At 59.1% G+C, this 23,151-nt stretch carries 25 protein-coding genes and 2 pseudogenes; 14 read left to right on the top strand and 13 right to left on the bottom strand.

What is annotated here, in order from left to right; genetic code table 11:
- Positions 1–8: 8 nt before the first annotated feature.
- Genes AC1D35_RS27945 through AC1D35_RS27935 form a run of 3 tightly spaced genes read right to left on the bottom strand, consistent with a single transcriptional unit; the run spans position 9 to position 2,835 of the window.
- Entirely contained in the window at positions 9–1,160 is a 1,152-nt protein-coding gene (locus AC1D35_RS27945) for an NAD(P)/FAD-dependent oxidoreductase (protein WP_477941170.1), read from the bottom strand.
- Positions 1,157–2,533: an FAD/NAD(P)-dependent oxidoreductase gene (locus AC1D35_RS27940; RefSeq protein ID WP_477941169.1), complete on the bottom strand. Its 1,377-nt coding sequence runs from the start codon at positions 2,531–2,533 to the stop codon at positions 1,157–1,159. The genes AC1D35_RS27945 and AC1D35_RS27940 overlap by 4 nt, the downstream gene beginning before the upstream one ends.
- Positions 2,530–2,835, bottom strand: coding sequence for a (2Fe-2S)-binding protein (locus AC1D35_RS27935; RefSeq protein WP_477941167.1), 306 nt, complete (start codon positions 2,833–2,835; stop codon positions 2,530–2,532). The genes AC1D35_RS27940 and AC1D35_RS27935 overlap by 4 nt, the downstream gene beginning before the upstream one ends.
- Before the next feature lie 112 nt (positions 2,836–2,947).
- On the opposite strand from AC1D35_RS27935, the gene AC1D35_RS27930 reads away from it, so the two are divergent.
- Both AC1D35_RS27930 and AC1D35_RS27925 read left to right on the top strand, forming a co-directional pair.
- Complete coding sequence (locus tag AC1D35_RS27930; protein WP_477941165.1) at positions 2,948–4,318, top strand: MmgE/PrpD family protein; 1,371 nt, start codon at positions 2,948–2,950, stop codon at positions 4,316–4,318.
- A 284-nt stretch (positions 4,319–4,602) separates the two neighbouring features.
- Positions 4,603–5,394 carry an IclR family transcriptional regulator gene (locus AC1D35_RS27925; protein WP_477941163.1) on the top strand — a complete coding sequence of 264 codons (792 nt, stop codon included), beginning with the start codon at positions 4,603–4,605 and terminating at the stop codon, positions 5,392–5,394.
- Between the two features lie 41 nt (positions 5,395–5,435).
- Here AC1D35_RS27925 and AC1D35_RS27920 read toward each other — a convergent pair whose 3' ends face one another.
- Genes AC1D35_RS27920 through alr form a run of 3 tightly spaced genes read right to left on the bottom strand, consistent with a single transcriptional unit; the run spans position 5,436 to position 8,207 of the window.
- Entirely contained in the window at positions 5,436–6,263 is an 828-nt protein-coding gene (locus AC1D35_RS27920; RefSeq protein WP_477941183.1) for a TIGR01459 family HAD-type hydrolase, read from the bottom strand.
- 25 nt (positions 6,264–6,288) lie between these two features.
- Positions 6,289–7,149: a DMT family transporter gene (locus AC1D35_RS27915; protein WP_477941160.1), complete on the bottom strand. Its 861-nt coding sequence runs from the start codon at positions 7,147–7,149 to the stop codon at positions 6,289–6,291.
- Positions 7,146–8,207, bottom strand: a complete 1,062-nt coding sequence (gene alr, locus AC1D35_RS27910; RefSeq protein ID WP_477941158.1) for an alanine racemase — start codon at positions 8,205–8,207, stop codon at positions 7,146–7,148. The genes AC1D35_RS27915 and alr overlap by 4 nt, the downstream gene beginning before the upstream one ends.
- A 156-nt stretch (positions 8,208–8,363) precedes the next feature.
- Here alr and AC1D35_RS27905 point away from each other — a divergent pair, with 156 nt between their 5' ends.
- Positions 8,364–9,527, top strand: a complete 1,164-nt coding sequence (locus tag AC1D35_RS27905; protein WP_477941156.1) for a hypothetical protein — start codon at positions 8,364–8,366, stop codon at positions 9,525–9,527.
- On the opposite strand, the gene AC1D35_RS27900 is transcribed toward AC1D35_RS27905, so the two are convergent.
- The gene (locus AC1D35_RS27900) at positions 9,524–10,540 is read right to left on the bottom strand and encodes a C45 family autoproteolytic acyltransferase/hydolase (protein ID WP_477941154.1); all 1,017 of its coding nucleotides are present in this window, start codon (positions 10,538–10,540) and stop codon (positions 9,524–9,526) included. The two genes, AC1D35_RS27905 and AC1D35_RS27900, sit on opposite strands and share 4 nt — an antisense overlap.
- A gap of 324 nt (positions 10,541–10,864) precedes the next feature.
- Between AC1D35_RS27900 and AC1D35_RS27895 the strand changes: the two genes are divergently transcribed.
- The 11 genes and pseudogenes from AC1D35_RS27895 to AC1D35_RS27845 all read left to right on the top strand — a co-directional run bounded on the left by AC1D35_RS27895 (position 10,865) and on the right by AC1D35_RS27845 (position 16,870).
- Positions 10,865–11,593 (top strand): helix-turn-helix transcriptional regulator, encoded by a 729-nt coding sequence (locus AC1D35_RS27895; RefSeq protein WP_477941151.1) that lies wholly within the window; start codon positions 10,865–10,867, stop codon positions 11,591–11,593.
- Positions 11,594–11,668: 75 nt separating this feature from the next.
- Positions 11,669–12,298, top strand: coding sequence for an acyl-homoserine-lactone synthase (locus tag AC1D35_RS27890; protein WP_477941150.1), 630 nt, complete (start codon positions 11,669–11,671; stop codon positions 12,296–12,298).
- Positions 12,299–12,311: 13 nt separating this feature from the next.
- Positions 12,312–12,521 (top strand): hypothetical protein, encoded by a 210-nt coding sequence (locus AC1D35_RS27885; RefSeq protein WP_477941148.1) that lies wholly within the window; start codon positions 12,312–12,314, stop codon positions 12,519–12,521.
- A gap of 302 nt (positions 12,522–12,823) precedes the next feature.
- Entirely contained in the window at positions 12,824–13,270 is a 447-nt protein-coding gene (locus AC1D35_RS27880; RefSeq protein WP_477941146.1) for a helix-turn-helix domain-containing protein, read from the top strand.
- Positions 13,271–13,999: 729 nt separating this feature from the next.
- Positions 14,000–14,359, top strand: a complete 360-nt coding sequence (gene rctB, locus AC1D35_RS27875) for an SMa0974 family conjugal transfer regulator (RefSeq protein ID WP_477941144.1) — start codon at positions 14,000–14,002, stop codon at positions 14,357–14,359.
- A gap of 25 nt (positions 14,360–14,384) precedes the next feature.
- Positions 14,385–14,555, top strand: a pseudogene (locus AC1D35_RS27870) (HU family DNA-binding protein); the annotation flags it as partial.
- 175 nt (positions 14,556–14,730) lie between these two features.
- Complete coding sequence (locus AC1D35_RS27865) at positions 14,731–14,934, top strand: hypothetical protein (RefSeq protein WP_477941141.1); 204 nt, start codon at positions 14,731–14,733, stop codon at positions 14,932–14,934.
- 152 nt (positions 14,935–15,086) lie between these two features.
- Positions 15,087–15,290: a response regulator transcription factor gene (locus tag AC1D35_RS27860; RefSeq protein WP_477941139.1), complete on the top strand. Its 204-nt coding sequence runs from the start codon at positions 15,087–15,089 to the stop codon at positions 15,288–15,290.
- A gap of 86 nt (positions 15,291–15,376) precedes the next feature.
- Positions 15,377–15,811, top strand: a complete 435-nt coding sequence (locus AC1D35_RS27855; protein WP_477941137.1) for a hypothetical protein — start codon at positions 15,377–15,379, stop codon at positions 15,809–15,811.
- 424 nt (positions 15,812–16,235) lie between these two features.
- A complete protein-coding gene (locus AC1D35_RS27850; RefSeq protein ID WP_477941135.1) occupies positions 16,236–16,424 on the top strand; it encodes a type II toxin-antitoxin system HicA family toxin in 189 nt (62 codons plus the stop codon).
- Positions 16,425–16,429: 5 nt separating this feature from the next.
- The gene (locus AC1D35_RS27845; RefSeq protein WP_477941133.1) at positions 16,430–16,870 is read left to right on the top strand and encodes a type II toxin-antitoxin system HicB family antitoxin; all 441 of its coding nucleotides are present in this window, start codon (positions 16,430–16,432) and stop codon (positions 16,868–16,870) included.
- A gap of 549 nt (positions 16,871–17,419) precedes the next feature.
- On the opposite strand, the gene AC1D35_RS27840 is transcribed toward AC1D35_RS27845, so the two are convergent.
- From AC1D35_RS27840 to AC1D35_RS27815, 6 genes and pseudogenes are all read right to left on the bottom strand, one after another.
- Entirely contained in the window at positions 17,420–18,709 is a 1,290-nt protein-coding gene (locus tag AC1D35_RS27840) for an NtaA/DmoA family FMN-dependent monooxygenase (RefSeq protein ID WP_477941131.1), read from the bottom strand.
- A 21-nt stretch (positions 18,710–18,730) separates the two neighbouring features.
- Complete coding sequence (locus tag AC1D35_RS27835; RefSeq protein ID WP_477941129.1) at positions 18,731–19,654, bottom strand: hypothetical protein; 924 nt, start codon at positions 19,652–19,654, stop codon at positions 18,731–18,733.
- 11 nt (positions 19,655–19,665) lie between these two features.
- Entirely contained in the window at positions 19,666–20,916 is a 1,251-nt protein-coding gene (locus AC1D35_RS27830) for an acyl-CoA dehydrogenase family protein (protein ID WP_115038571.1), read from the bottom strand.
- 36 nt (positions 20,917–20,952) lie between these two features.
- The gene (locus tag AC1D35_RS27825) at positions 20,953–21,951 is read right to left on the bottom strand and encodes an ABC transporter permease (protein WP_477941127.1); all 999 of its coding nucleotides are present in this window, start codon (positions 21,949–21,951) and stop codon (positions 20,953–20,955) included.
- A gap of 3 nt (positions 21,952–21,954) precedes the next feature.
- Positions 21,955–22,887, bottom strand: a complete 933-nt coding sequence (locus AC1D35_RS27820) for an ABC transporter permease (protein WP_477941125.1) — start codon at positions 22,885–22,887, stop codon at positions 21,955–21,957.
- Positions 22,877–23,151: pseudogene (locus AC1D35_RS27815) on the bottom strand (dipeptide ABC transporter ATP-binding protein); the annotation flags it as partial. The gene AC1D35_RS27820 and the pseudogene AC1D35_RS27815, both read right to left, overlap by 11 nt.

Raw genomic sequence — 23,151 nt, 5'->3', positions numbered from 1 at the left:
GTTGGTTGTCAGGCTGAATGCAGACCTGCCGCGTCCGAGGCGGCGGGTCTCTTCTCGAAACGGCTCATCGAAAGCCCATCGATCTCCGTTGGTGAGTGCCCCTCAAGGCAAAGCTCGGTCAGCACGGCGCCGACTGCGGGTCCGAGCTGAAAGCCGTGACCCGAAAAGCCGAAAGCGTGAAAAAGCCCGTCTAGTCTGGGGCTCGGCCCGACGACAGGCAGACCGTCCGGCATGCGGCCCTCGATGCCTGTCCAGGTCCTGACGAGCAGGACATCGGCAAGTGCGGGGACCGTTGCGATTGCGAGCCTGGCCGCCTCGCGTGTAACCTCCGCAAGCGGGCGTGCCTTCAACTTGTGCCGGTCGGCGATACCGAGGCCGCTTCCGAAGACGACGCTTCCCTGCCCTGTCTGGCGGATATAGATGCCGCCGCCGCAGATTCCGAGATTGGGGCCGATCAGGGGTGCAATGGGCTCCGTCACACACATGTTCGGTGCCATCACCGCCTCTTCGACCTTGTCGCCGAGCGATGCTGCGATCGCAGCGCCCCAGGCGCCGGCAGTGTTAATGAGCCGTCGCGCCCTGACGGGTGACGGATCTCCGGCCAGCCAAAGCAGAAATCCCTGCTCCGACACCCGGATCTCTTTGACGGAGCAGTGTTCACGAATGTCGGCACCGAGCGCACGCGCAGCGCGGGCGAAGGCTGGCGCAACCAGACGGGGATTGGCCTGGCCGTCTTCCGCGCAGAAGGAGCCTCCGGCGTATATTGGCGCGACATACGGAAAGCGCAGGCGCAGCTCGGCTGGTTCGAGAATTTCGGCATGAATCTCATGGCGTCCAAGCAGCTCCCTTTGCGCTGCAAGGTCATGCATGTCCGCATCGTTTCGCGCGAGCTTCAGATGACCCGTCGCTCTGAATTCGCAGTCGCTGCCGACCAGGCTCTGCAGATTGCCCCAGATCGTACGGCTACGGCGGGCTAAGGGCAGTTCCGCTGGGTGGCGCCCCTGCTGGCGGACACCGCCATAGTTGACACCGCTCGCCTGGGCTCCGCAACGGCCGCGTTCGAGCAGGATGACAGAGGCGCCCATGCGACGCCCGTGCAGGGCCGCCGCGCAGCCGGCTAGACCACCGCCAACGATCGCGATGTCGAAGGACGCACTCATCGGCCGATCTCCGCGAGATGCTTGAGCGCCGTCGGCTTGATCGGAGCCTGACTGCGCAAGCGGCCGACGGCACTGATATCGACCCGGGCAGTTGCCGCAATGATCTCGGCGGCGGCCGGCGTGCAGATGCGTCCCTGGCATCGCCCCATGCCGAGCCGGCAGAAGGCTTTGATACGATTGATGTCCGACTCGCCGGATTCGATCACAGTCCGGCGGATGTCACCTGCCGTGAGGCCTTCACAGCGACAGACCATCGTCTCATCCGGCAGTGTTTCGGCGATGTGCGACGGAAAGGGGAAGACGCGATCGAGAACATTGCGAAAGCGTGCCGCTCGTCCGACCAGGCCCCGGTCGCGCTCTGAAGGTCCTTTTTCCTCATGTGAAACATCCCGAAGCAGTGCCGCAGCCGCGAGCCTGCCGCTCGCGGCGGCGATGACGCTGCCTCGAACAGAGGAGCCGTCGCCTGCCAGATAGACATTCGGGAGTGACGAACGTCCGTCAATGTCGACCTTCGGCAGCCATTGCCTCTGCGGTGCGTTGAATTGGAAGTCGACGCCGAGGAGGTCGGCGATCTGCGTCTCCGCTTTCAGGCCATGCCCCACGGCAAGCGCATCACAGGCAAGGAACATATCCCGGCCGTCACAGCGGAACTCTAGTCCATTCACGCGGCCATCACCCCCGCGCGTCGCCTCCACGGGAACAACACCGGTCAGCACCGGAATACCATGYGCTCGAAGCCAGGCAATAAAATAGAGCCCGCGGGCGAATGTGGCGCCGCCGGAGGCCAGTGCCGGCAGGGCCGACAGATCGTTGAAGGGTTTTGCGGTCTCCAGGACGGCCGGGACAATCGCTCCGGCCCGGGCATACTGATAGGCGACGAGGTAGAGAAGCGGCCCAGTGCCTGCAAACACGACAGTCCGGCCGATCAATGATGCCTCCGCCTTGAGGGCGATCTGCGCGCCGCCCAGACTGTAGACACCGGGAGCCGTCCAGCCCTTCATCGGCACGACGCGATCCATGGCGCCACTTGCGATGATCAGGTGCGACCAGCGCTGCACGAAGGCGCGCCCGCAGCTTACCAGATGGAGTTCGCTGGGTTCGGCGCTCCAGACTGTTGTATCGGCATGGTATTCGACGACCGCCTTGAGATCGGCCACATCAGCGCGGAACGCTTGAGCAGGCTTTGCATCGAAGCCGTAGAGATCGCCGAGCGATCGCGAGAGCTCCGGCTCGGGCTTGCGGAATATTTGGCCACCCGCAGATCGACCTTCATCGATCACGACCGGCCGAAGGCCGGCATCGGCAAGCGTCCTGGCTGCGCCGATGCCGGCCGGACCGGCACCGACAATCACAACTGGTTCAGAGGGGTTCATCGCAGCGCCTCCGGCGATCGGGTCAGGAGCCGCATGCCGGCATCGACCAGGCTCGTGCACGCGCGAAGACGTTCGCCGTCCTCGCGCCAAAGCCAGCAGTCCTGGCAGGCACCCATCAGGCAAAAGCCGGCACGAACTTCGTCCATGAATTCAAAGTTGCGGACATGACCTGGATCGGACCGCATCGCCGTCAGCACTGTTTCACCCAGGCGGGTGCGTACCCGCAGGCCATCGACGAAGATGCTGATTGCAGCTCCCGCGCGCAGATCCGGCCTTACCCGGCCGCTTTCCACCAAATCCATGGCTGAAATCCCTCACTTCCGATTTCGTATTGACAAGTTTTACATCCACAATATGGATTTATACATTCACAACCATTCAGGYAATTAGGCTCTAACTGAGGATGTTCGAAACTTGACTACTACCTGTGAGAGTAACCGGCGCGGGGAGACGGCCTTCGTCATCGATCGTCTTGCGACGATGTGCACGTCCGTTTCGGTCGCACCGGCCCACGTGCTGGACGCCACCCGGCGAACGCTTGTCGACACAATCGGAGCAGCGGCGGCTGGAGCCGCAACCAGAGCTGGACAGGCTTCCCTGAAAGGCGCCCCGCTCATTTGGGGGCCCGGAGACTGCAGCATCTGGTTTTCCAGGCGGCGCTCGACTGCAGTTGGAGCCGCCTTCGTCAACGCGACTTACGCGGCCGCGCTCGATCTTGACGACGGCCACAGGAAGGCCTCTGGCCATCCGGCCGCTGCCATCATTCCGTCCGTACTGGCCTGCGCCGAGCACAACAGAGCAGACGCGGACACGACCCTCACCGCCATCGCGCTTGGCTATGAAGTGGCGGTCCGTGTATCAAGCTCCCGCGAGATCGATGCGCTTCGAACCACCGACAGCGGTCTGTGGTGCGGATACGGCGTCGCGGCGGCAACTGCGTGGCTTTATGGAGTTTCCGCGGACGCCATGAGCCACGCGATCGCGATCGCCGGCCAGACATCGACATCTCAGGCTGCAACCGGGTTCACCCGCATCGGCCATACGGTGAAGGAAGGCATACCCTGGGCGGCGGCGAACGGCATCCAGGCTATGATGCTGGCTAATGCCGGTCATCGAGGACCGGTCGACATGCTGGATGACGCCGGTACTTACGCCAGGAAGCGCCTTGTCGGAGTACCGGGAGACGCATGGGCGATCGAGAGCGCCTATTTCAAACTCTACAGTTGCTGCCGCTGGGCGCATGCTGCGATCGACGGGGCGCTAACCCTTCAGGTTCGCATGTCACTAAGCAGCTTCGACATCGACACGATCCTCGTGGAAACCTTCGAACGGGCGCTCTCCTTGCCCAACCTGCCGGACCCCTCCACGAGCGAGGCCGCACAATACAGTATCCCCTTCTGCGTGGCGCTGGTGCTCGTGCATGGCGAACAGGCGCTGCTGCCACTGAAGGAGGAACATCTCGGTGATGCCGCAGTCGTCGCACTCGCCCGGCGTATTAAGCTTGTGAGCTCAAGGAATTATGAGCACGCTTTTCCGGCAGCGACCCCAGCGCGCGTGACGATCGTGGGGAGGGGCCAAGTCGACCAGCAAGAAGTGCTGTCACCGCGAGGGGAGCCGCTGAACCCACTCACCCGTGATGCGCTTGAGACTAAATTCCTCACTCTCATGGAGAAATCGCCTTTCGACGAAAAGCAGGCCATGGCATTGCTTGAGGCGGCAGGCCGGCTGGGCATCGATCGTGAGCCCTCCAGCCTCTATGCCGCCCTGAGAGCATGGGAGCCATAGTCGCCTTCGGTTTGTTCTGATTGCCGGGTTAAACACGGCGGCCGGAGACAATCCCATGCCGCCGCCTTTGGCTCGCGCTCAACAAGTAGAAAATCGATAAGACCGTTTCCCGGAGGGATTGTACTTCGAATTTCTGGGGCCCTTTATCGCTCTTGAGGCTAGGCGTGTCCCTTTTCGCGCTACAGGTGCTGACGCACTTGGTGTGCCTCGCCGTGTCCTCACAACCGTTTACAACAGCGCCGTGTCGTATAAGGAATCTCACGGAATGTGAAATGAGGACCGACATGGCGAAAGAAGGTGTTACGGCAACCGGCACGCAACTGCTCGATAGGGCGGTGGCGATCCTCAAGCTCCTGGGCGAGAGTGGACAGACGGGACTGACCATGACATCGATCGAGGAGGCAATGGGGCTCAAGCAGCCGACCGTCCATCGCATCGTCACGGCGCTCGAACGTCACGGGCTCGTTGACCGTGAACGGCAAACCAAGCGCTATCGGCTCGGCCTTGCGCTGTTTGCGATGGGTGCGACGGCCGCCGATGGAACCGGCCTGCGCCAGCTCGCCCGCCCTGCCCTCATGCGCCTTGCAGCAGCAACAGGCGATCCGATCTTCCTGATGGCCCGCTCCGGTTTCAATGCCGTCTGCGTCGACCGTCAGCAGGGCACCTATATGATCGATAGTCTGACCGGCCATGTCGGTGGCCAGATCCCGATGGGCGTCGGCCCGGCGAGCCAGGCAATCCTCTCGTTCCTGCCCGAGACAGAGATCGATATTGTCCTTGCGACCAACGAACCGCTCTTCAAGAAATACGGCGGCTTGACCGTCCGGAAGGTCAAAGACGACATCAAAAAAATCCGTGAGACCGGATTTGCCCTCGACGACGGCGAGCTTGTCGCAGGGATTTCCGCGATCGCCGTGCCGATCCTGCCGCCCGGCCGCGACGCTGTCGCATCGATTTCGATCAACCTGACGAGCGCGCGGCTGGTAACAGAGCGTATTCCCGAGCTTGTCACCCTGCTTTTACGTGAGGTTCGAGACATCGAAGCTCAGCTCAATCCGCTCGAGAATGGAGTTTAAGCGCCGTATCTTCTCCTGGATCAGTGCTGCTACCGCAATGCCTAGCCAAGCGATGAAAGGATGAAATCAGGCTCGACGCCGTGCCGCCGGAAGAGATCCCGGAGCATGAAACGGTCCATCTTACCGTCGCGGGTCAGGCAGTTCTTGTGGACGCCAGTCAGCACGAGTGCAGCGTCGAGACCAGCTCGTTTGCCGCCGACAATATCGGTCGCGACGCTATCTCCAATCGCCACAACCTGCCCCACAGATAGGCAGAGAACCTCCAGCGCCTTTGAGTAGGCCGCCTGGTAGGGTTTCCCATAAGAGATAACGCGCCCTCCAAGCATTTCATAGTCGCGCGCGAGCGCACCCGCGCAGATAACCTTCGTGTCTCCGATGAGAACCTCCAAGTCCGGATTGGCACAGATCATCTGCAGCTTGCGGGCAATACCGGCATGAAGAAGTTTGCTTGTTATTGTGCCCTCTTCGGGCCATCCGGTCGCGAGTATGAAGTCCGCCGCCTTTATACTCATCGATGCCTTCATCGGCAGCCCCGACAAGAGACCGGCCAACTCCACCGGCCCGAGGTGAAAATAAGTGGATCCTGCTGGAAATTTGAGAGATTCGGTGAGCGCCTCATAAACCAGTTCGCCTGACGTGATCAGCCCGTGATACAGATCGCGCCCGATCCCCATCGCCTCCAGGCGTTTGGCCACCTCTTCGGATCGTCGGGGTGAATTGGACAGAAGGCAGGTTCGGATCCCCTCTTTTCGGAGTCGGCCAAGGGTTGCGCATGCCTCCGGGAAGGCCGAGATCCCGTCATGGATGACCCCGAATACATCAAGGACTACGCCTCCGTAGGCTCCGACAAGATCCGCCAGTGAGATCATTTCCGGTATGGGCTCTGCCACAAGCTCATTCCTCCGTTCGCACCGTTCGTTCTTTTGGTGTCGTCAGGTGGACGATCACTGCCACGAGAATGATGCCCCCTCCGACGATTGTCTGCAGGGTCGGTCTTTGATCAAAAGCGAGCCAGACCCACAGCGCTGACAAAGGGACCTCGCAGAGTGACAGCAAGGCTGTCTCGGGCGGCGGGAGCAGACGTGCACCTCTGGCATAGAGGATCAGGCCAAACGAGATTTGGAAGAGAGCAAAGCAGGCAATGACGAATGCCTGTTTGGCGTCGAGAGCGAGACTCGGCGCCATGGCCGCGCCGGCAAGCATGGCGATTGCGTTCGAAAGCCCGACCATCGGAAGGACCGAAAGGACGCGCGAGCGCTTGAAGGCGATCGTCATCAGCGCCATAAAGATCGTCATCATCAAAGCCAGGCCGTCACCGGCCAGTCGTATGCCCGACGATGCCGAGCCCGCGAAGATGATGATCGCGCCGAAGGCCACCAACAAGCAAAGGCCGACCGTCCGGYGGTCCACCCGTTCCGCGAGGATCAATCCGGACAGGACGACCGTGATCAGAGGCAGAGCGCCGTGAATGACAGCAACGTTTGCAACTGACGTCAGTCGCAGCGACGGGATGAAGGCGAGCGTTGCTGCAGCCGAGAGGACCGCCGCGAGCAGACCCGCGCGATCGAAGCGCAGAAGTGCGAGCGAGGCGGGCTGAATCGCGATAAAGATTGAGGTGAAGCCCAGTGCAAACAAGCTGCGCCAGAACAGGATCGCCCATACATTCATATCGAGAAAGCCAATGAAGAAACCAGCCGTGCTAAACAGGCCGGCGGCGAGCAGGATGGACAGCCTTGGCGGCAGTTCGAGCCTCATGCATCCATCCCCTGTGCTATGGCCACGTAAGAACGGCGGCAGGCTGCGCCGACCCGCAGCATTACTTCCTGTGCAATGGTAGCGCCAGCACGTGCCATTGAATCGGCAGGCCGATCTTTCGTGATCAGCTCGACCCATTGTCCCGGCTGGCAAAACTGATCCGATACATCCGTCAGGTCGATCGCGACATATTCCATGGCAACTCGACCCACGAGCGGCGCGATGTGGGATCCGATCTCTACGTTCATTCTGTTTGAAAGGGACCAGGCCAGACCATGCGCGTAGCCGATGGAGAGGATACCGAGACGTGTTGGTCGGCTCGCGCGAAAAGTGCTTCTGTAGCCCACAGTAGCGCCCGCGTGAACGTGCCTGACATCGACGAGACAGGCTCGCAGCCTGAGGACATTCATAAACGGATTGGGGACAAGATCTGTGGTGTTCAGGCCGTAAAGGGCTGATCCAAGACGCACGAGGTCGAAAAGGTAAGCCGGCCCGAGGAACAATCCTGCCGATGCTGCGAGGCTGCGCCGCGTCTGGCCTAGCAGCTCGGAAAAACAGACGAACCTGTTTTTCTGCAGCTCGTTGAGCGCATTGGTCGGCTCATCGGCGCATGCCAGATGGCTCATGACCAATAGCGGTGGAGGAAGAGACCGGTGGATGAGGCTTCGCACGTCGGAAGGTCCTAGTCCGAAGCGCGAAAATCCGGTTTCCAGATTAAGTGCGTAGTCACAACATCCTTCCGCTGCGGCGACTGCTTCTGCCAGCGTGTTGCAGACTGGAACAAACCGGTTCTTGCGACAGTGCTCGGCATGGTCGCGCTTCATTCCGGCCAATACGAAGACGGTCCCTCCCTTCGAGCGCTCCCGTACACGGTAGGCCTCGGAGAGATCGGCCACGAAGAAGGTTCGACATCCGGCAGCGGCCAAGGGTTCGATCAATCTGTTAAGACCAAGACCGTAGCCATCGCTTTTAACCACTGCACCCACGTCCACATCCGGGCCGGCTATCGAGGTCGCAATCGCAAAGTTTCGCTGGATCGCATCCAGATCGATGATCACTTCCGGGCTGCCTGCGTGCATGTGAGAAACTACCCGTAGTCGTGTTTTAGCTATCATTAATTTTCAGTTGCAATTTACAGCAGGCCGATCCATTATGCAATCTATTGATGCAATATAAACACGATTAACTCATAGGATGCAAAAGGAGAAATGACCATGACAAGACATGCCGAACCCCCGAAGATGCTGATCCTCGGTCAAGGCGTTCTCGGCGGCGACGTTCTTGATTTCCTGCTGCAAAGCGACGCACCGCTTGCGCTCGTCGTTGGCGTCAGAAACCCGGAGAAGGCGCTACACCGCGTCAATCTGGCTCGATATACCGCAATGAATCTCGGACGGTCCAAGACGGTAGAGATTGAAGCGATCGACCTTATGGACATCGACAGGACAGCGGCGGCAATCGACCGGCTAAAGCCGGATATCATCTTCAACGCGACGACCTTGCACAGCTGGTGGGTCATCACCAAGTTGCCGGCGGACGCTTTCAAGAAGCTTGATGAGGCCCGAGGTGGTATCTGGACGCCGATGCACCAGGTCCTCATTCGCCGCCTCATGAAATCTGTCCGAATGGCAGACAGCCGAGCGACGGTCGTCAACGCGTCMTATCCTGATGTTGTCAACGCAACGCTCGCGGCCGAGGGACTGGCGCCCGCRGTCGGAATCGGAAATATCGCCAACGCGGTTCCGGGGATCCGCCTTGCTGCCGCTCACATGCTTTCGCTCGATCCATCTTCGATCGAGGTCCGGTTCTTTGCCCAGCACTACCTCAGTTACCGAATGCCCAGCACTGGCGAGACGGACGGCGCGCCCTATCACCTGACCATCTACGCAAACGGGCTTGAAGTGCCGAGGTCCGAGATTGATCACGACGTGCTTTTCTCGCTGGTAGCAGGCCGCTTCCGTCGGCTCAAAGGGCTTGCCGGTCAGTCGGTGACGGCGTCATCTGCGACTGCGATGTTGCTTGCACTTGCAAACCGTGCCGGCCAGGTGGTGCACGCCCCAGGACCGCTGGGGCTCGTCGGCGGTTATCCTGTCAGGGTTTCACCGACCGGGCTTCTTATTGACCTCCCCAGTAAATTGACGCTCGAAGACGCCATAGACATCAACAGGCAATGCCAGCGCTTCGACGGCATTGAAAGTGTTGACGACGACGGCACAGTCCGCTTTACCGGCCGATCGGCCGAAGTGTTGCGCGATGTTCTTGGCTATGACTGCGAAGCCTACGGGCCAGAGGATTGTGAAGGACGGGCGGAGGAGCTCGCCGCCCATTTTGCGAATTATGCCCGCAAGCACGGCATGGAGGTCGCAACCGCAGCCTAAGCCATGGCTGGAACCTCGATCCTGAAGCGCTGGTAAGGCGCTCTGTCCGGCCGCCCGAGCGCTATCCTCGCCTCGCGCCGGCGGCAGTCGAAGATGACTGAAAAGGCGGTTTCAGTATCCTCGCGCTGTGAGGCGGATTTGCATATGGCGTCGGGCGCACCGGCCCTGTCCCTGAGGAGCACCTCGATATCCTGGGCACTCTCCAGCGGAAGGCGGTTTGCCGCTCGCAGCCGCTCGCGGCTCGACGGATAGAACTGCGCAACGGCTTCAATGTCCTCCCACGCGGCAATCGCCGGCAGGAGTGGATGGTTGGTATGCCGAATGACCGGGCAAGCAGCATCCGCAACGCCGGCAGACGGTGATACTTCCGCTGCTGACAGGGAACCCGTCGCATCGCCAATAACAAAACAGCGTCCGGCCAGATGATCGCTCTTCCTTAGGACCTCGAGCGCCTCACCGACCGATTCCGTTGCGAGCATGAGGCGCCGTATCACCAGACTTGGCACCCCCTCCGGCCTTTTGTCGACGATGAGATCATTGTTGACGAAAGCAAGCCCGGCGCCATTCATGCCGACCCACCCAAGTGTTCCCGCCGAGGCTATCGTGACGAAGGGACGGTCTGGATCTTCATGAACGAGCGTTACGAGGTCGTCGCTGCGACACGTCGGTGCATCCCAGTTTTGAGCGACAAAAATCCCATCGATCGTCTGCAGACCAACGGAGGTGCAACCTGTCCGGCCTTCGTCGAAATATTCAAAACAGGACAGGAGATAGACGTCGAGAATATCAAGGCCGGTTGCTTCTGCGAGACCCTCCAGCTCTGCCGTTAGATCGGGCCCAACGGCACGAAGGCGCGCGAAGGATTCCGCCCCCATGCTTTTGGCGCGGTTCCATTGCTGCGGGGTCGTCGATCTGCGCAGCCTGGCAAAACCCTCAAGAACCAACTGCAAGAGAAGAAAACCCTGTTGTCGGCCTCGTTCGGATGGCGAGCCGGTCAGCCTGATGAATGGCATTTGAGGATACAAGCGATTGATCCATAGATCGTTGAAGCTTCGAATATTCATAATGTGGATTCTCTTCCCACGCTAGCTGATGCCCGTTTCGGCTGTGCGAAACTTCGATACATCGCATTGGCGAGTTCCATGAGAAACACTGCTTTCTCCGCCCCGCCAACCATGATGGCTGCTTCACGAGTCGACCCTTTACATGAGACCGTGACACAATTACAAACACAGGTAGTTTATGCATAATAATACACCTATATGATGTATAAGTAATTCTGCTGAGACCTGCGACGACACAGAAAGTGTGGATGTCGATCTTGAGAAGGATAGCCAGTGAATCCGTTCCCCGCGGATATTTTGGTCGAGTTTCTTTCGACCTGCGACCAGGCCAGAAATCGCGCCGAGCTTCTCCAGGGCGTCGAGCGCGTCACATCATACCTCGGTCTCGATTATGTCGCGATGGCATTCCTGCCTTTGCCGCATGAGCGGCTCGACACATTTTTCGTATGGCAGAAATGGCCGAAGGCATGGTTTGAACGCTATCTGAAACTGGATTATTTCCACGCCGACCCTGTGGCCAATTTGGTTCGCCAAACCGGCAAGTCGGTAATCTGGTCAAAGGCGCTGGACCAACGAGCTCTGCCGGCAAAGGCCAGGCGAATCATGGAGGAAGCCCGTGATTTCGGCCTCGTCGATGGCCTGACGATCCCTTTGCACTCAACAACGAGCTTCGGGGGAATTTTTTCCGTCGCTGGCGCGCGAAAATCGATGACACCACAAGAAACAAAGCTTCTAGAACTTGTGGCAGAACGCGCCTATGACCGGCTGAACGAACTGGAGTGGATCCGGCACCCGCCTGGTCTGCCGCCCCACATCACCAGAGCCGAAAGCGAATGCCTGACATTGTGCGTCGCCGGAAAGACCGACCGGGAGATCGGACGCCTGACGGGACGATCGCCACGCACGGTCCAGGACCATATTCGCAGCCTGCAGCGGAAGCTGTCCGCAGTAAATAGAGCCCAGCTGGTCGCCGAAGCATTTCGCCGCCGCCTGCAACGCTGAAAACCACGACAAATTACGGATAGCATTCCCTTATCACTGGTTGCATTGTTCACGCATGCAGCCGGAGTGAGAATTATGTTGCAAATCATCCATGAGTATGACGATCCAGCATTGATGGACCGGGTTTGGTCATTTCGCCACACCCGCTTCGTCGAGCAACTCGGATGGGAAGCGGTACGGAGAGCGGATCGGCGCGAGCGCGACCAGTTCGATGGTCCTTCGGCAATCCATCTGATCCTCGAACATGAGAAACATATTGTCGCCTATTCGCGCCTTTTGCCGACATCCTTCCCGTACCTCGCCGCCGAGTTTTGTCCACACCTCAAGGCCACCCTGCCAGCCGAACGGTATCCCTTCGAATGGACGAGGTGCGCGACGGCCAGCAATGCGCCGACCATCAATGGCATCGGCGCTTCGGACCTGCTCATGACCGGTGTCCTGGAATGCCTCCTAGACCTCGGCGCACGCGGCGTTGTCTTCCTGACTTATCCTCGTGTCGTCGCGATGATGTGTCGCAGAGGCTACCAGTTCGACCTGATCGAGACTGTCGGGGAAGAAAATGGCGTCCCAATCCAGCTTGCGGCCGCAAGCGTGTCCCGTGACCTCCTGCGATTGCACCGCGACAAATATCGCATCTCCCAATCTATTCTCTGCTGGAGGGGCAGCTTCGCAGGCGATCGCGAACCATCGCCCGCAGCTGCGTGAGGGAACCGAGCCAATGGCTCGTCGCGGCAAGTCGGCAATGGATGCCGATAACGCGCGCCGCTTTATGATGGAGACCGTCTACAGGGATACGGCGCAACTGCTGAAAGCGGTCGAAGAAATCTGTCGCCGCTATCCTCCGAGCAACGATTTGAATTTCGTGCGTTACCTGCTGCGCATGATCGTCTCCGAGACGGGTCGCGGCAACGGAGCGGACGATCCGTGAGAGCTGCACCAAAAGCGCTTTCTCGCCTAGGTTGTTAAGACGTTGTCTTAAGGTTCTTTTCAAATGTGAATCGGGTTGATAGAGTACAACTCAGGCGATCTAATCGCCTTGGGGCGTCGAAACCCCATTTTCGTTGTTGTGCGCTATGAGCGACTTCTTCGCGACCAATAAAAGGTCGGGGAGCCTGTGGAGTATGCAAGAGGCGTTCGCGCCAAAGTCCACGGGGGCTGCTAACGAAACAGCTTTTCGAACTCCCCGGCGTTTCAGTTGCCAGACGAGCTGGCCAGCGTGGAGCGCCGTGCATGCAACAGAATGCTTTAGCAAGGTCCCTGTCCGTCGTAGACGATGCCGTAGGCGATGAGGCGCGCCACCATCTTGTAGACATGGTGGTTGGGAAACGCATCAAGAAACGACGCCAGCAACTCAGGATGTCGCAGACCGCTCTTGGCGCGGCGGTCGGCGTTTCCTTCCAGCAAATCCAGAAATACGAGCGCGGATCCAATCGCGTGAGTTGTTCGGCGCTGTATGAGATGGCGCAGATGCTCGACGTGCCGATGGCGTTTTTTTTCGAGGGCCTACAGGAACCTGCGACAGTGGACAACGGGGATTTGGACAGGAAGGCGGTGTTGCGCGAGGAGTTCGTCGCAACAGACCAGGGCCAGAGGCTCGTTGACGCCTTCATGGCAATGCCGAAGAAGATGAGGCCGCGGGTCATATCCTTGCTGGCTGCCTTCGAAACCGGCGACTGAGGACGCAGGGGCGGCATTTCTTAAGGAGGGCCGTCCTTTTTTCCCAGTCGCGTGCGTCACCAGGAATCCGGGACGATGTCGAGCAGATTGCCAAGCGGCGATTGTTAGACATGCTGCATCAAGCGCCCGTGGTCTCGAACTCTTGCGTTGTCTTGCTCCGGAACTGCGAAGCAGTCGTAAACAAAAAGTTCGAGCGGTGAAAAATCGAGGATCTTCGCAGATGCACGAAGCGTGCGTCTTGGCTTCGCCGCGTCGACACGGACCATTTCATAGCCGAGGGTCCGTCCCAGCCCCGCGGCGATACAACCTGCAGCCAACCGATCACCAGGGGCTGCTGAGACGAAGCTTGCAGGCGACACGCGAATTGCCGATCAACCGCTTGGGCAGTTTCTGGCAGGCGGCCCGCACGATTCGGCGAAGGCCATTCCCAGTTTCAGCGTCGAACCAAACATCCACCGCGCCAGCGCATAGGCGTCGATGCCGTCGATCCGGATAGACCCTCCCTGAGCCAGAAACCAGAGATGTCACCGCACACCACCGTCCACGTCCGCCAATCGCCCCGTAACGCAAACAGGGATCTGGGGCCGACCTGAGGAAATCCGCAGCGCCGAATACAGGCGTCCCACATTTTCGAGCACGTGCCCGAACTGGGGCCCGCGTGGATTGAAATTCTATCCAAGTCATAAATCATGAAGCGACTGAGCCGGAGACGGCCGAAAGGGTATTCTGGTGTATAAACATGTTGCCAAGGCTTTCGTCGCCGTCGCACAGGCGCCGAGCATAACCGAGGAAATCTGTACGCAGATCGGGGAGTTCTGCAGATCGATCCTCTGCGAAGGACCCGACCGATTTTTGAGTTTTGAGGACGGATGCGTGGTCATACTGCCCGCTGACGATGGCTTGTTCTTTCGGGTTTCTGCCCGGGACCTCGTCACATTCTACGGGATTCGAACCCTCATCGAGGGCAGCCTCTCGAACTCCACATCCGTCTCCGACGACGTGATCAAGTGGCTTCAAGCAGACGAGGACCTGTCTCGTTCGATAAGCACGCGCGCGTCTAGCAACTGGGGCAGGATGGGATGCTCATAGGCGCTGCGGCAAACGCCTAAACTCTATCACTCGAATCATCGAAGCCGCGGTGGCCGGCAAAGAGGCGTCCCTCCCCGGCTTCGGCAAGCTCAAGGTGAAGAACACACCGGGGCGCAAGGCTCGCAACCCGTCGACCGGCGCGACGATCAAGGTTGTCGCGGCCAAAAAGCTAGCCTTTACGCCGGCCAAAACGGTTTTACATATACCCCATCTTCTCCATGTTTTCCATTTTTCCATCATTTCCAGGAAAACGGCGCTCATGAGCCGTCTCCTAGCATTCTGGGAGGAAGCGCCGATGCCTGAAACTGTCACCGTCTGGGAGAAAGATCCTGCATTGGTCGCCAGGGTCACWGTCGTGCCGAAGCGAAGGCTTGCGTCCGGCCCTTGACGCCCTGACGGCAAATATTGCGCTGATCGACGTGACACAAGGCATCGATCTGGGCGAGATCCGCAGAACCGCGACGGAATTTCCCGACATCGCCCTTGTCGCACTGGCCTGGTTGAGCAGCGGCAGGACATCATTCGTTGCGGCCGCGCCGGCTTTATTGGCTATGTCGAGCGCGGCGCACCGGTAGAGCATCTTCAGCAGACGCTCCATGATGCACTTGCCGGACGGCTGACCTGCAGCGCGGAGGTTTCAGGCGGGCTGCTACGTGCCCTCTTTCATCACGAGACGGAGCAGGGATCGCAACAGCTCGACGAAACACTGACGCAGCGCGAAGGGCAGGTGCTGCAGCTGATCGGCGACAGTCTCTCCAACAAGGAGATCGCAAACGAGCTTTCGATCAGCGTCGCCACCGTTAAGCACTACGTCCACCACATCCTGCGCAAGCTACAACTTTGCCGTCGCGCTCAGGCGATGCGGCGTGTGCGCCAGGCGCCATGGCTTGCGGCCTCACCGCCGCTTCTTCGCCAGAACAAGCAAAACTGAGCGCACATTTTGAAGTTTCTCGCGGAAGTCGCCACCAGTTTGCATTGAACCACCTTTGCGGAGGGTTAGACATGTCGGGGAGTGACTTGACTGAAAAGGACATCATTGAAATCTATGAACAGGGAAAGCACCGCCGATACAGCTTGCTGTTTGCAGTGAAGGGTGCCGCGTTTGCGATCGGAAAATTGCTTACTGGCGACCCTCAAAACGGTCCGGTTGTGCTGGGAGGAATGACTATCGAAATTCTCGCACTAGCAATGATTTTCTTCTCAATAGTAATGACGTTCGACATCTACAAGTTTGGTATAAAGATGAAGAAGTTCGACAGCGACCTGTTCCAGTGGCCGGGAAAGCTCGTCCTGGCCGCATCTCTCATCCTTTTAGCTGGTGGTTGGGGCATCGTCGGCTTCGCGCCGCCAGCAGAGACCGCCCGCGTCGCAGTTCTTGGTACAGACTTTTACGATCTCGTCCCCCGAGTTATTGATGAGTTGGAGACTCCGATCGTGAGCATATGCATTTGAAAGCAAAGTGATCGACAAACGGCGTACGAGATGGCCGCGGAGAGCAAAAGATCACCAGTGCTCGCCACCGGCGAGCTGCGCTGGAGTGATCGTGAGGGTGGCTGGGAAGTACTGATCCCTTCAGTGGCCTTCAACTTATAGCTCTTGATGGGTGCAGAACCTGAGACCCGGTCATTCAGCATCTGATGCAGTTAATAGAAGTCGAACCGAAGGCCACCAACAGCATGCGCCTGGCACAAAGCTTTCTGGTTCGTCGGCAAGGCCGGTTCCCTTCCATTCTGCGATCTTATCAGCACATGACGGGAACGTGTTCGATTGTGAAGTGTTAGTCGCGCATTGGTCGGGGGAACTCACCTTCATTCCGATGATCCGGGCACAGTACGCGGCACTTGCTACAATACACATTCGTGTGTATGATTCAGCTATGAAGAGCGGTGTTATCATTGTGGCCTTGCAAAAGGATGGCTGGTACGAGGTCGCCACCAAGGGCAGCCATGTTCAGTTTAAGCATCCCGAGAAACCCGGACGCGTCACTGTGCCACACCCGAAAAGGGATATCCCGATCGGAACACTGCAAAGTATCGAGAAACAAGCCGGACTTAAACTGAGGTAACGAACATGCGCAATTATATCGGATTGATCCACAAGGATGCCGACAGTGATTACGGTGTATCCTTTCCCGATTTTCCTGGCCTGATCACTGCTGGAACTGACCTCGACGATGCGCGAGCTATGGCCGAAGAAGCCTTAGCCCTACACATCGAAGGTCTAGCCGAAGACAGCGAAGCAATTCCCGAACCCTCCACACTGGAGGCGGTGATGGCAGACGCGGAGAACCAAGACGGCGTTGCAATTCTAGTTGGCGTCAAGACGGAAGCCAAAAGAGCGGTTCGTGTAAATATCACTCTGCCAGAAGACGTCCTAAAGGCAATCGATGCGTTCGCCGAAGCCCAAGGACTGACCCGGTCAGGGTTCTTGGTTCGAGCTGCCAAGCATGAGATCGGCCACGCAAACGACGGCTACAACGATAACTACGCAGAGACGCGGCTAGGGGCCTAAGTGGAACATAGTCCCGCTCACCGGTTTTAACGACGCTGATTGTCATGCGATGACGCAGGCACTGTGCCAATGAAAACGTACGGAACCGGGGCGAAAAATGCTCGATGCCTATCGAGCATTTCACCACGAATCGACCGGCGGGCACGCCACCGAGCTGCCTCACGCCCCAGCGCGGATTTGAAGTTCGATTTCTCCGGCATAATAAAGCCGTCCCAAAGGTTCAGAATCGGACATGAGGTACCGCCAAGAAGGCTGAAATTTACACGCAGAGCTCTACGCCTCCAAAGTACGGATTCTAGCCATGCAGGGCGCAGGCGATCATCCGCGCCTTTTGTTCATCCAAGCAATTCACGATTGGAATGAAAGGTAGATGATCGCCCCAAAGCACTCAGACCGCGACTGAGGATTCTGTGCTCGTCTTTCTGCCGCCGATGATGATCGACGGGTCATGCCCGCTCCCGCAGAAGATCGCGGTAGGAGCGCCCCGTCGGCGGCTGATAGCCTTCTTATCCAGTTTACAGCTGTCAGATGTCGGCGATAGCGCACTCCTCAGAAAGACGGCGTCGGCGATGCGGCTCGAAAGTGCTCCCGCAGGGTCTTAGTCTTATACTCATGGCGATATATCCCCCGCCTTCGAAGGATTGGCACCAACTCGTCAACGATCACGGCCAGGCCATCGATTAGCCGATCCGGTTGCAGATTGAAGCCGTCGATAGCTCCAGCATGAAACCAGTCCTCGATGTGGTCGGCGAGCTGTTCCGGAGTCCCAACAAAACCAGCGTGACCAGATCCGGTATAACGGGTCTGCTTGAGATATTCCCGCACTGTGGGGTTGGTTTTGCGGATCTGCGTGACAATGGACTCCCGGAAACCAATGCTTCCATTGAACTTCTGGGCGTCCTTGACGGGGCCGAGAACCTCTTCCGGGAACGCTGCGTCAAGCTCCAGTTTTGAAGCGTCGTAGCCGATCGCCTGCGATAGCCAGCCGATGGAGTATGATGGCGGACCCGCGTCGTGAAGTTCGTCGCTTCTGCGGCGTGCCTCCTCCTCAGTGCTGCCCAGGCTCAGCAGAAGGCCGGGAAGGATCTTGATATCGTCCGGGGAACGACCATTGTTGCGAGCGAAATTCTTTACGAGGCGGTAGTGCTCGATGGCCTGGTTCTTTGTGAGTTCGGCCGCAAAAACACCTTCGGCGACCCGTCCTGCGAGTTCGCGTCCTTGTGGCGAACCACCCGCCTGGAAGATGATCGGTTGGCCTTGCTTGGAACGCGGCACCCGCAGGCGGCCTTCGATATCGAAGAATTCGCCATGGTGACGTATCTCCTGGCCAGTGGATGCGGTTTCCCAAAGAGCCCGGACGACGTCGACAAATTCACTGGCCCGCCCGTAGCGATCGTCGCGGTCAGGAATATCAGGCAGCCCGAAATTCCTGGCTGCAGGAATGTTGCGAGTTGTGACGACATTCCAGGCAGCACGCCCGCCCGTCTGATGATCCCATGAAAGGAAGCGTTCTGCGAGTTCAAAGGGATCGTTGAAGGTAGACGACGCCGTCGCGACCAACCCGACATGCGAAGTCGCCGCGGCCACATGTCCCCAGTTTACGGAAGGTTCAAGACGGATCGGGTTGGCGTCATAGGCAGGATCACCAAGCAAAGGCCCGTCGGCGAGGAATAACGCGTCGAGGGTTCCGCGTTCAGCGGTGCGACCGATGTTCTCCCAGTATTCCGGATCGATAAATGAATCCTTCTTCAAGAGCGGCGTCTTCCAAGCCGCTGGCAGATAGCCGAGAACGAGAACATTGATCCCGAGGAGCATGTGACCGGATCGAGTGTTTGTCATCTGTTGTCTCTTCGTTGGGGTCTACAGTGCCACATGCGGCTTTGGCGTCGGGAAAGCTGGTCGCGCATTGGACGGGAGCAGCTTCGGTTTCGAGAGCTTAAGTCCGGAGCGCAGCGAGCCGCCGAGCGGGCTGGGAGCGAACCCTTCCGCTAGCAAACGCTCCGCGGCGTCGAACAAATCACCGATCGGATCATCGGCACCCGCGCGGAGCAACACGCCGGAAAAACCATCGACGGGCGGTTTCGTGCCCAGCGGGACTACGGCCACGGAGCCCGAAGTGCCCAGCACCAAGTCGATCGGATCGTCTTCGCCTCTGTTCGGGAGATCGGCACCCGCCCCGCCGTACCAGGCAATCACCGATGCTCCAGTCGCAGGCTCGGGCGCATTCAACGGTCCTGCGATCGCGAAGCTGTTGTCGATGTCCACATGCACGATGCGGTCCGATTGAACCAAAATGCCAGTCTCCCTATCACCGATGATCGAGTCATGAGGCCAGCTCTGTTCTAGCGCCCGGACGGCCCGTGCAGTGTCGTAGGCCGTCTGGGCGTTCAGCGCGGCACCCCCGCCGAGCCCTGCCCCACCCCATGCTGGAGCTTCGGCGGGACCGAGCGGCGCATAGGCATCACGAACCCCAATCAGTACGCCACTGCGGCCCCGTGACAGGTGAGCCAGTGACGTCACGCGACGCGCGATATTGTAAGGGTGGTCGCGCTGCGGCGCTGCTGTAATCAGGAACCGACCGTTCTTCGTCGTCCCCGCGAGCGTCGCGCCCACCGCGGAACTGTTCAAAGTAACAGACGACGGATCGCCGCCGTCGATGCGATCGATGCCCAGGACGCTGAACGCGACCTCCAAGCCGTCCCATCGCTCAAGGAGTGCGCGGCTGGACGTGAGTTCTACCAAGTGCGGTCCTGCGAGACCGAGGGCAAGATAGGGTTTCGCCATGACCTGTCTCCTCAGTTACCCTGGCCACCGCGGCCGAGCCGCGAGATACTGGAAACCGGGGATTTGTCGTTGACGAAGTAGTCGCCGAGAATGCGAGCCTTATAGGCAACAGGGTTATGCGATGCGAGCGTACGCGCATTGCGCCAATGACGATCAAGTGCTGTTTCCTCGGAAGTTGCGGACGCACCAAGCGCATTGAAGACATGGGTGGCAGCGTAGAGAACCCCGTCGATGATCGCGAGCTGCGCCTGTGATACGGCCACCTCACCCGCCGTCGCCCGCTTGTCACGCAGTTCGACATCGCCTGCCGCGTGGGCTGCTGCGATGAGGTCGAGCGAGCTGGCGGCACGACGCAGGGCTGCCTCGGTCGAGAACACCCTAACCGAAATTTCGCCGATCACCTGCAGCAATTGCGGGTCGAGCGCGGGCACGGGATCGAGACCCTGCGGATAGTTGCGGCCACGTGACTTGAGTGCGGCGATACCGTCGCGCTGCACCGCGCGGGTGATGCCCGTCAGCACGGCGAGCAGCGCCGTCTGGTAGAAATGCCCTTGGTAAACGACCCGCTCGCTTGCCGGGAAGACATCGCCTTCATGCGCGATGGCATCCTTGTAGATGGCGCTGCCGCTCGCCGTTGTTCGCTGCCCGAAGCCGGGCCAGTCGTCGGTCAGTTCGACTCCTGCCTGGTGGCGGTTTACCAGCGTTGTGATCAGCGAGCCATCCTCACCCTTCCCAATCACGTCGAGCCAGTCGGCGTATAGGCTACCGGTCGCGTAGAACTTGGCCCCAGTGATTTTATAGTGGTCGTCTTCTTTCGTGACGACCGTCTTGATTGTTGCGTAGGTTCCGTTGTTCGCCTCGGTCCAGCCACCTCCCACGAATTCGCGGTCCCGGAAGCGTTGGAACCATCGTTCGTTGGTCGGAGACGGCCGGGCGTTCAGCCGATCTTCCACAAAGGCCAGGTGGTTGCGCCAGACATGGGCGACGTTGGCGTCGGCTTCTGCCAGGAGAGCCAGCAGGTAGAAGGCCTGTTCGAGCGACGCTCCAAAGCCTCCAAGCTCCTCGGGAACTCGCACGAGGGCGAAGTCGGCGTCCTTCAGCCACTGTACCTGCTCGAACGGAAAAGTTCGATTGCGCTCGCGCTCGACACTTCCCACGGCGATACGATCGAAGATCGGCCGAAAGCGTTCGACCAACACTTCCTCCCTTGCGGTAGCGGGACGCAGGTAGGTGGGTGAAAGTGTTGTATCCACTGCGGTCATGTTCTTCTCCATTCTTAGTGATGCTGCATAAAATTCTTAGCGAGATGACGACTGGCTGGGGTCCCGCCATTGGGCGACGAGATCCACGACTAGGGTGCAGACAACGAAGACCGACGCGGCGAAGATCGTCGTTCCGATGACAAGCGGGAAATCCCCATCCAGCGCGGCGGTTATCGCCATGCGCCCAACGCCATCGAGCCCAAAGATCGTTTCCGTGACAATCGCACCGCCCATGATGACGGCCAGTTCCAGACCGCCCAGCGTGATGATCGGGTTGAGAGCCGACTTCAAAGCGTGCGACAGATAGATCTTGCTTTCGGAAAGACCTTTTGCTCGGGCTGTCCGGATGTAGTCCTGGCCGAGAACGTCCAGCATCCCTGCCCGGACTATCCGCTGGAAGATGCCGATTTCGGCGATGGCAAGCGTCGCCCACGGCAAAATCAGATGCCTCGCCCATCCGACCGGATCTTCGAGCAACGGGACATAGCCGCTGCTTGGGAACCAAGCAAAACCGTGGTTCGTGAGTTGGAAAAATAAAAAATAAGAGATCAGGATGCCGCTCAGAAAGGTCGGCACAGACAATCCGACATAGGCGAAGAGGGCCAGCACATGGTCGATAAGCCGCCCCTGCCAGCGTGCCGCGACGACCCCAGCGACGATCGATATCGTCATCCAGATGACCATAGCACCTAGCGCCAGAGAGATTGTCACCGGCGCCTTGGAAAGGATCAGGTCGGTGACTGGCGCCTGCTTTCGGAAGGAGTAACCAAGGGCTGGCGGCCAGTGCAGCAGCCCCATCGGAGCGCCCTGGATGTCCGGCCCGCGGAAAAGATAATACCAGAGCTGATGGTACCAGGGTTCGTTCAGACGCAAGGCTCGCGCCACACCATCGATGGTTTCCTGGGTCGCGTTCCGGGGAGCGAGCATCGCCGCCGGGTTTCGGTATGCGATCCTCGTAATGAAGAACGAAAGCACGAGCACGATAACGAGAGTCGAAGCCGACCGAAATACGGTTGAGACGATGTTCCTTGTCATGATTTATGCGCGCCTCTGATGCGGGTCGAGCACGCTCCGCAACCCTGAACTCAAGGTGTTGAAGCCGACGACGGTGAGGAACAGCGCGAGCCCCGGTCCGGCCAGGAACCATGGTTGATCCTGATAGAGCGAGGTCCGCTGTGCCTCTGCGATCATGTTGCCCCAACTCGGCACCGGAGCCTGGATACCCACACCCAGAAACGACAGCGTCGCCTCAGCTACGATGTTGGCCGGAAGTTGCACGGCCCAGTACACGAGCAATGTCGGAAGGATGTTCGGTAGGATGTCCAAGAAGATGATACGGGCTTTCGACGCACCGATGATCAACGAGGCCTCGACCATGGGACCGGATCGCATTTCCAGCACCATCGCGCGTGTGAGGCGGGCGAAGTATGTCCAGGAAAACAGGGCAATCACAAGGATGACGACGACGACCGGGGAGATCAACGGCATCCCTTGATCACCTCTGTTCAGTGACAGGAGGCTGAGGGCTGTCACCACGAATGGAAACGACATGGCGACGTCAATCGTCTGGCTGATCACACGGTCCACGCGCCCCGCAATAAACCCGCTGACCATCCCGATCAGCGTGCCGACGATCATCGCTGCCGTCGTCGCTGGAATCCCAACCAGCAAGGATATCTGAGCTCCGTAGAGGGTTCGAACGAAGACGTCGCGTCCATTTCCATCGGCGCCGAGCGGAAATGACAACGAAGGACCGATCGGGATGCCCATTTCGTCGAGCGCCACGTCCGGGAACTGCGCGGTTGCCCCGTGTCCCAACAGCGCGGCCGCAAGCGGAGCAAGCAAAGCTCCAGCCAGCACGAAGCCAATGATCATGAGGCCGATACGAACGCTACGCTCCCGCCACAGGAGCGTCACGAACCGAGGTAGCGGACGGCGGGCTACGGTCTCATTAAAGAGATCAACCGACATAAGAAGCGGCTTTCGCGGTTATGTTCGCAATCTGCCGCTTTCTTCCCGGCATCGCGGCAAGAAGACGTTTCGTGTAGTCATGCTCGGCTCGCTCGAAAATCCTCCTGGCAGGCCCCGCTTCGACTATTCGTCCTTTCTCGAGCACTATGACGCGATCGCACAACTCACCGACGACTCCGAGATCATGAGAAATGAACAGGATGGAAACACCGAGGCGATCGCGCAGGTTGCGGAGCAGTTCTACGATCTTCCCCTGTGTCGTAA

This window comes from Rhizobium sp. P1_E6 (assembly GCF_056405875.1).
Note: the sequence above shows the minus strand (reverse complement) of the source record. Positions and strands in the feature narration are given on the sequence as shown.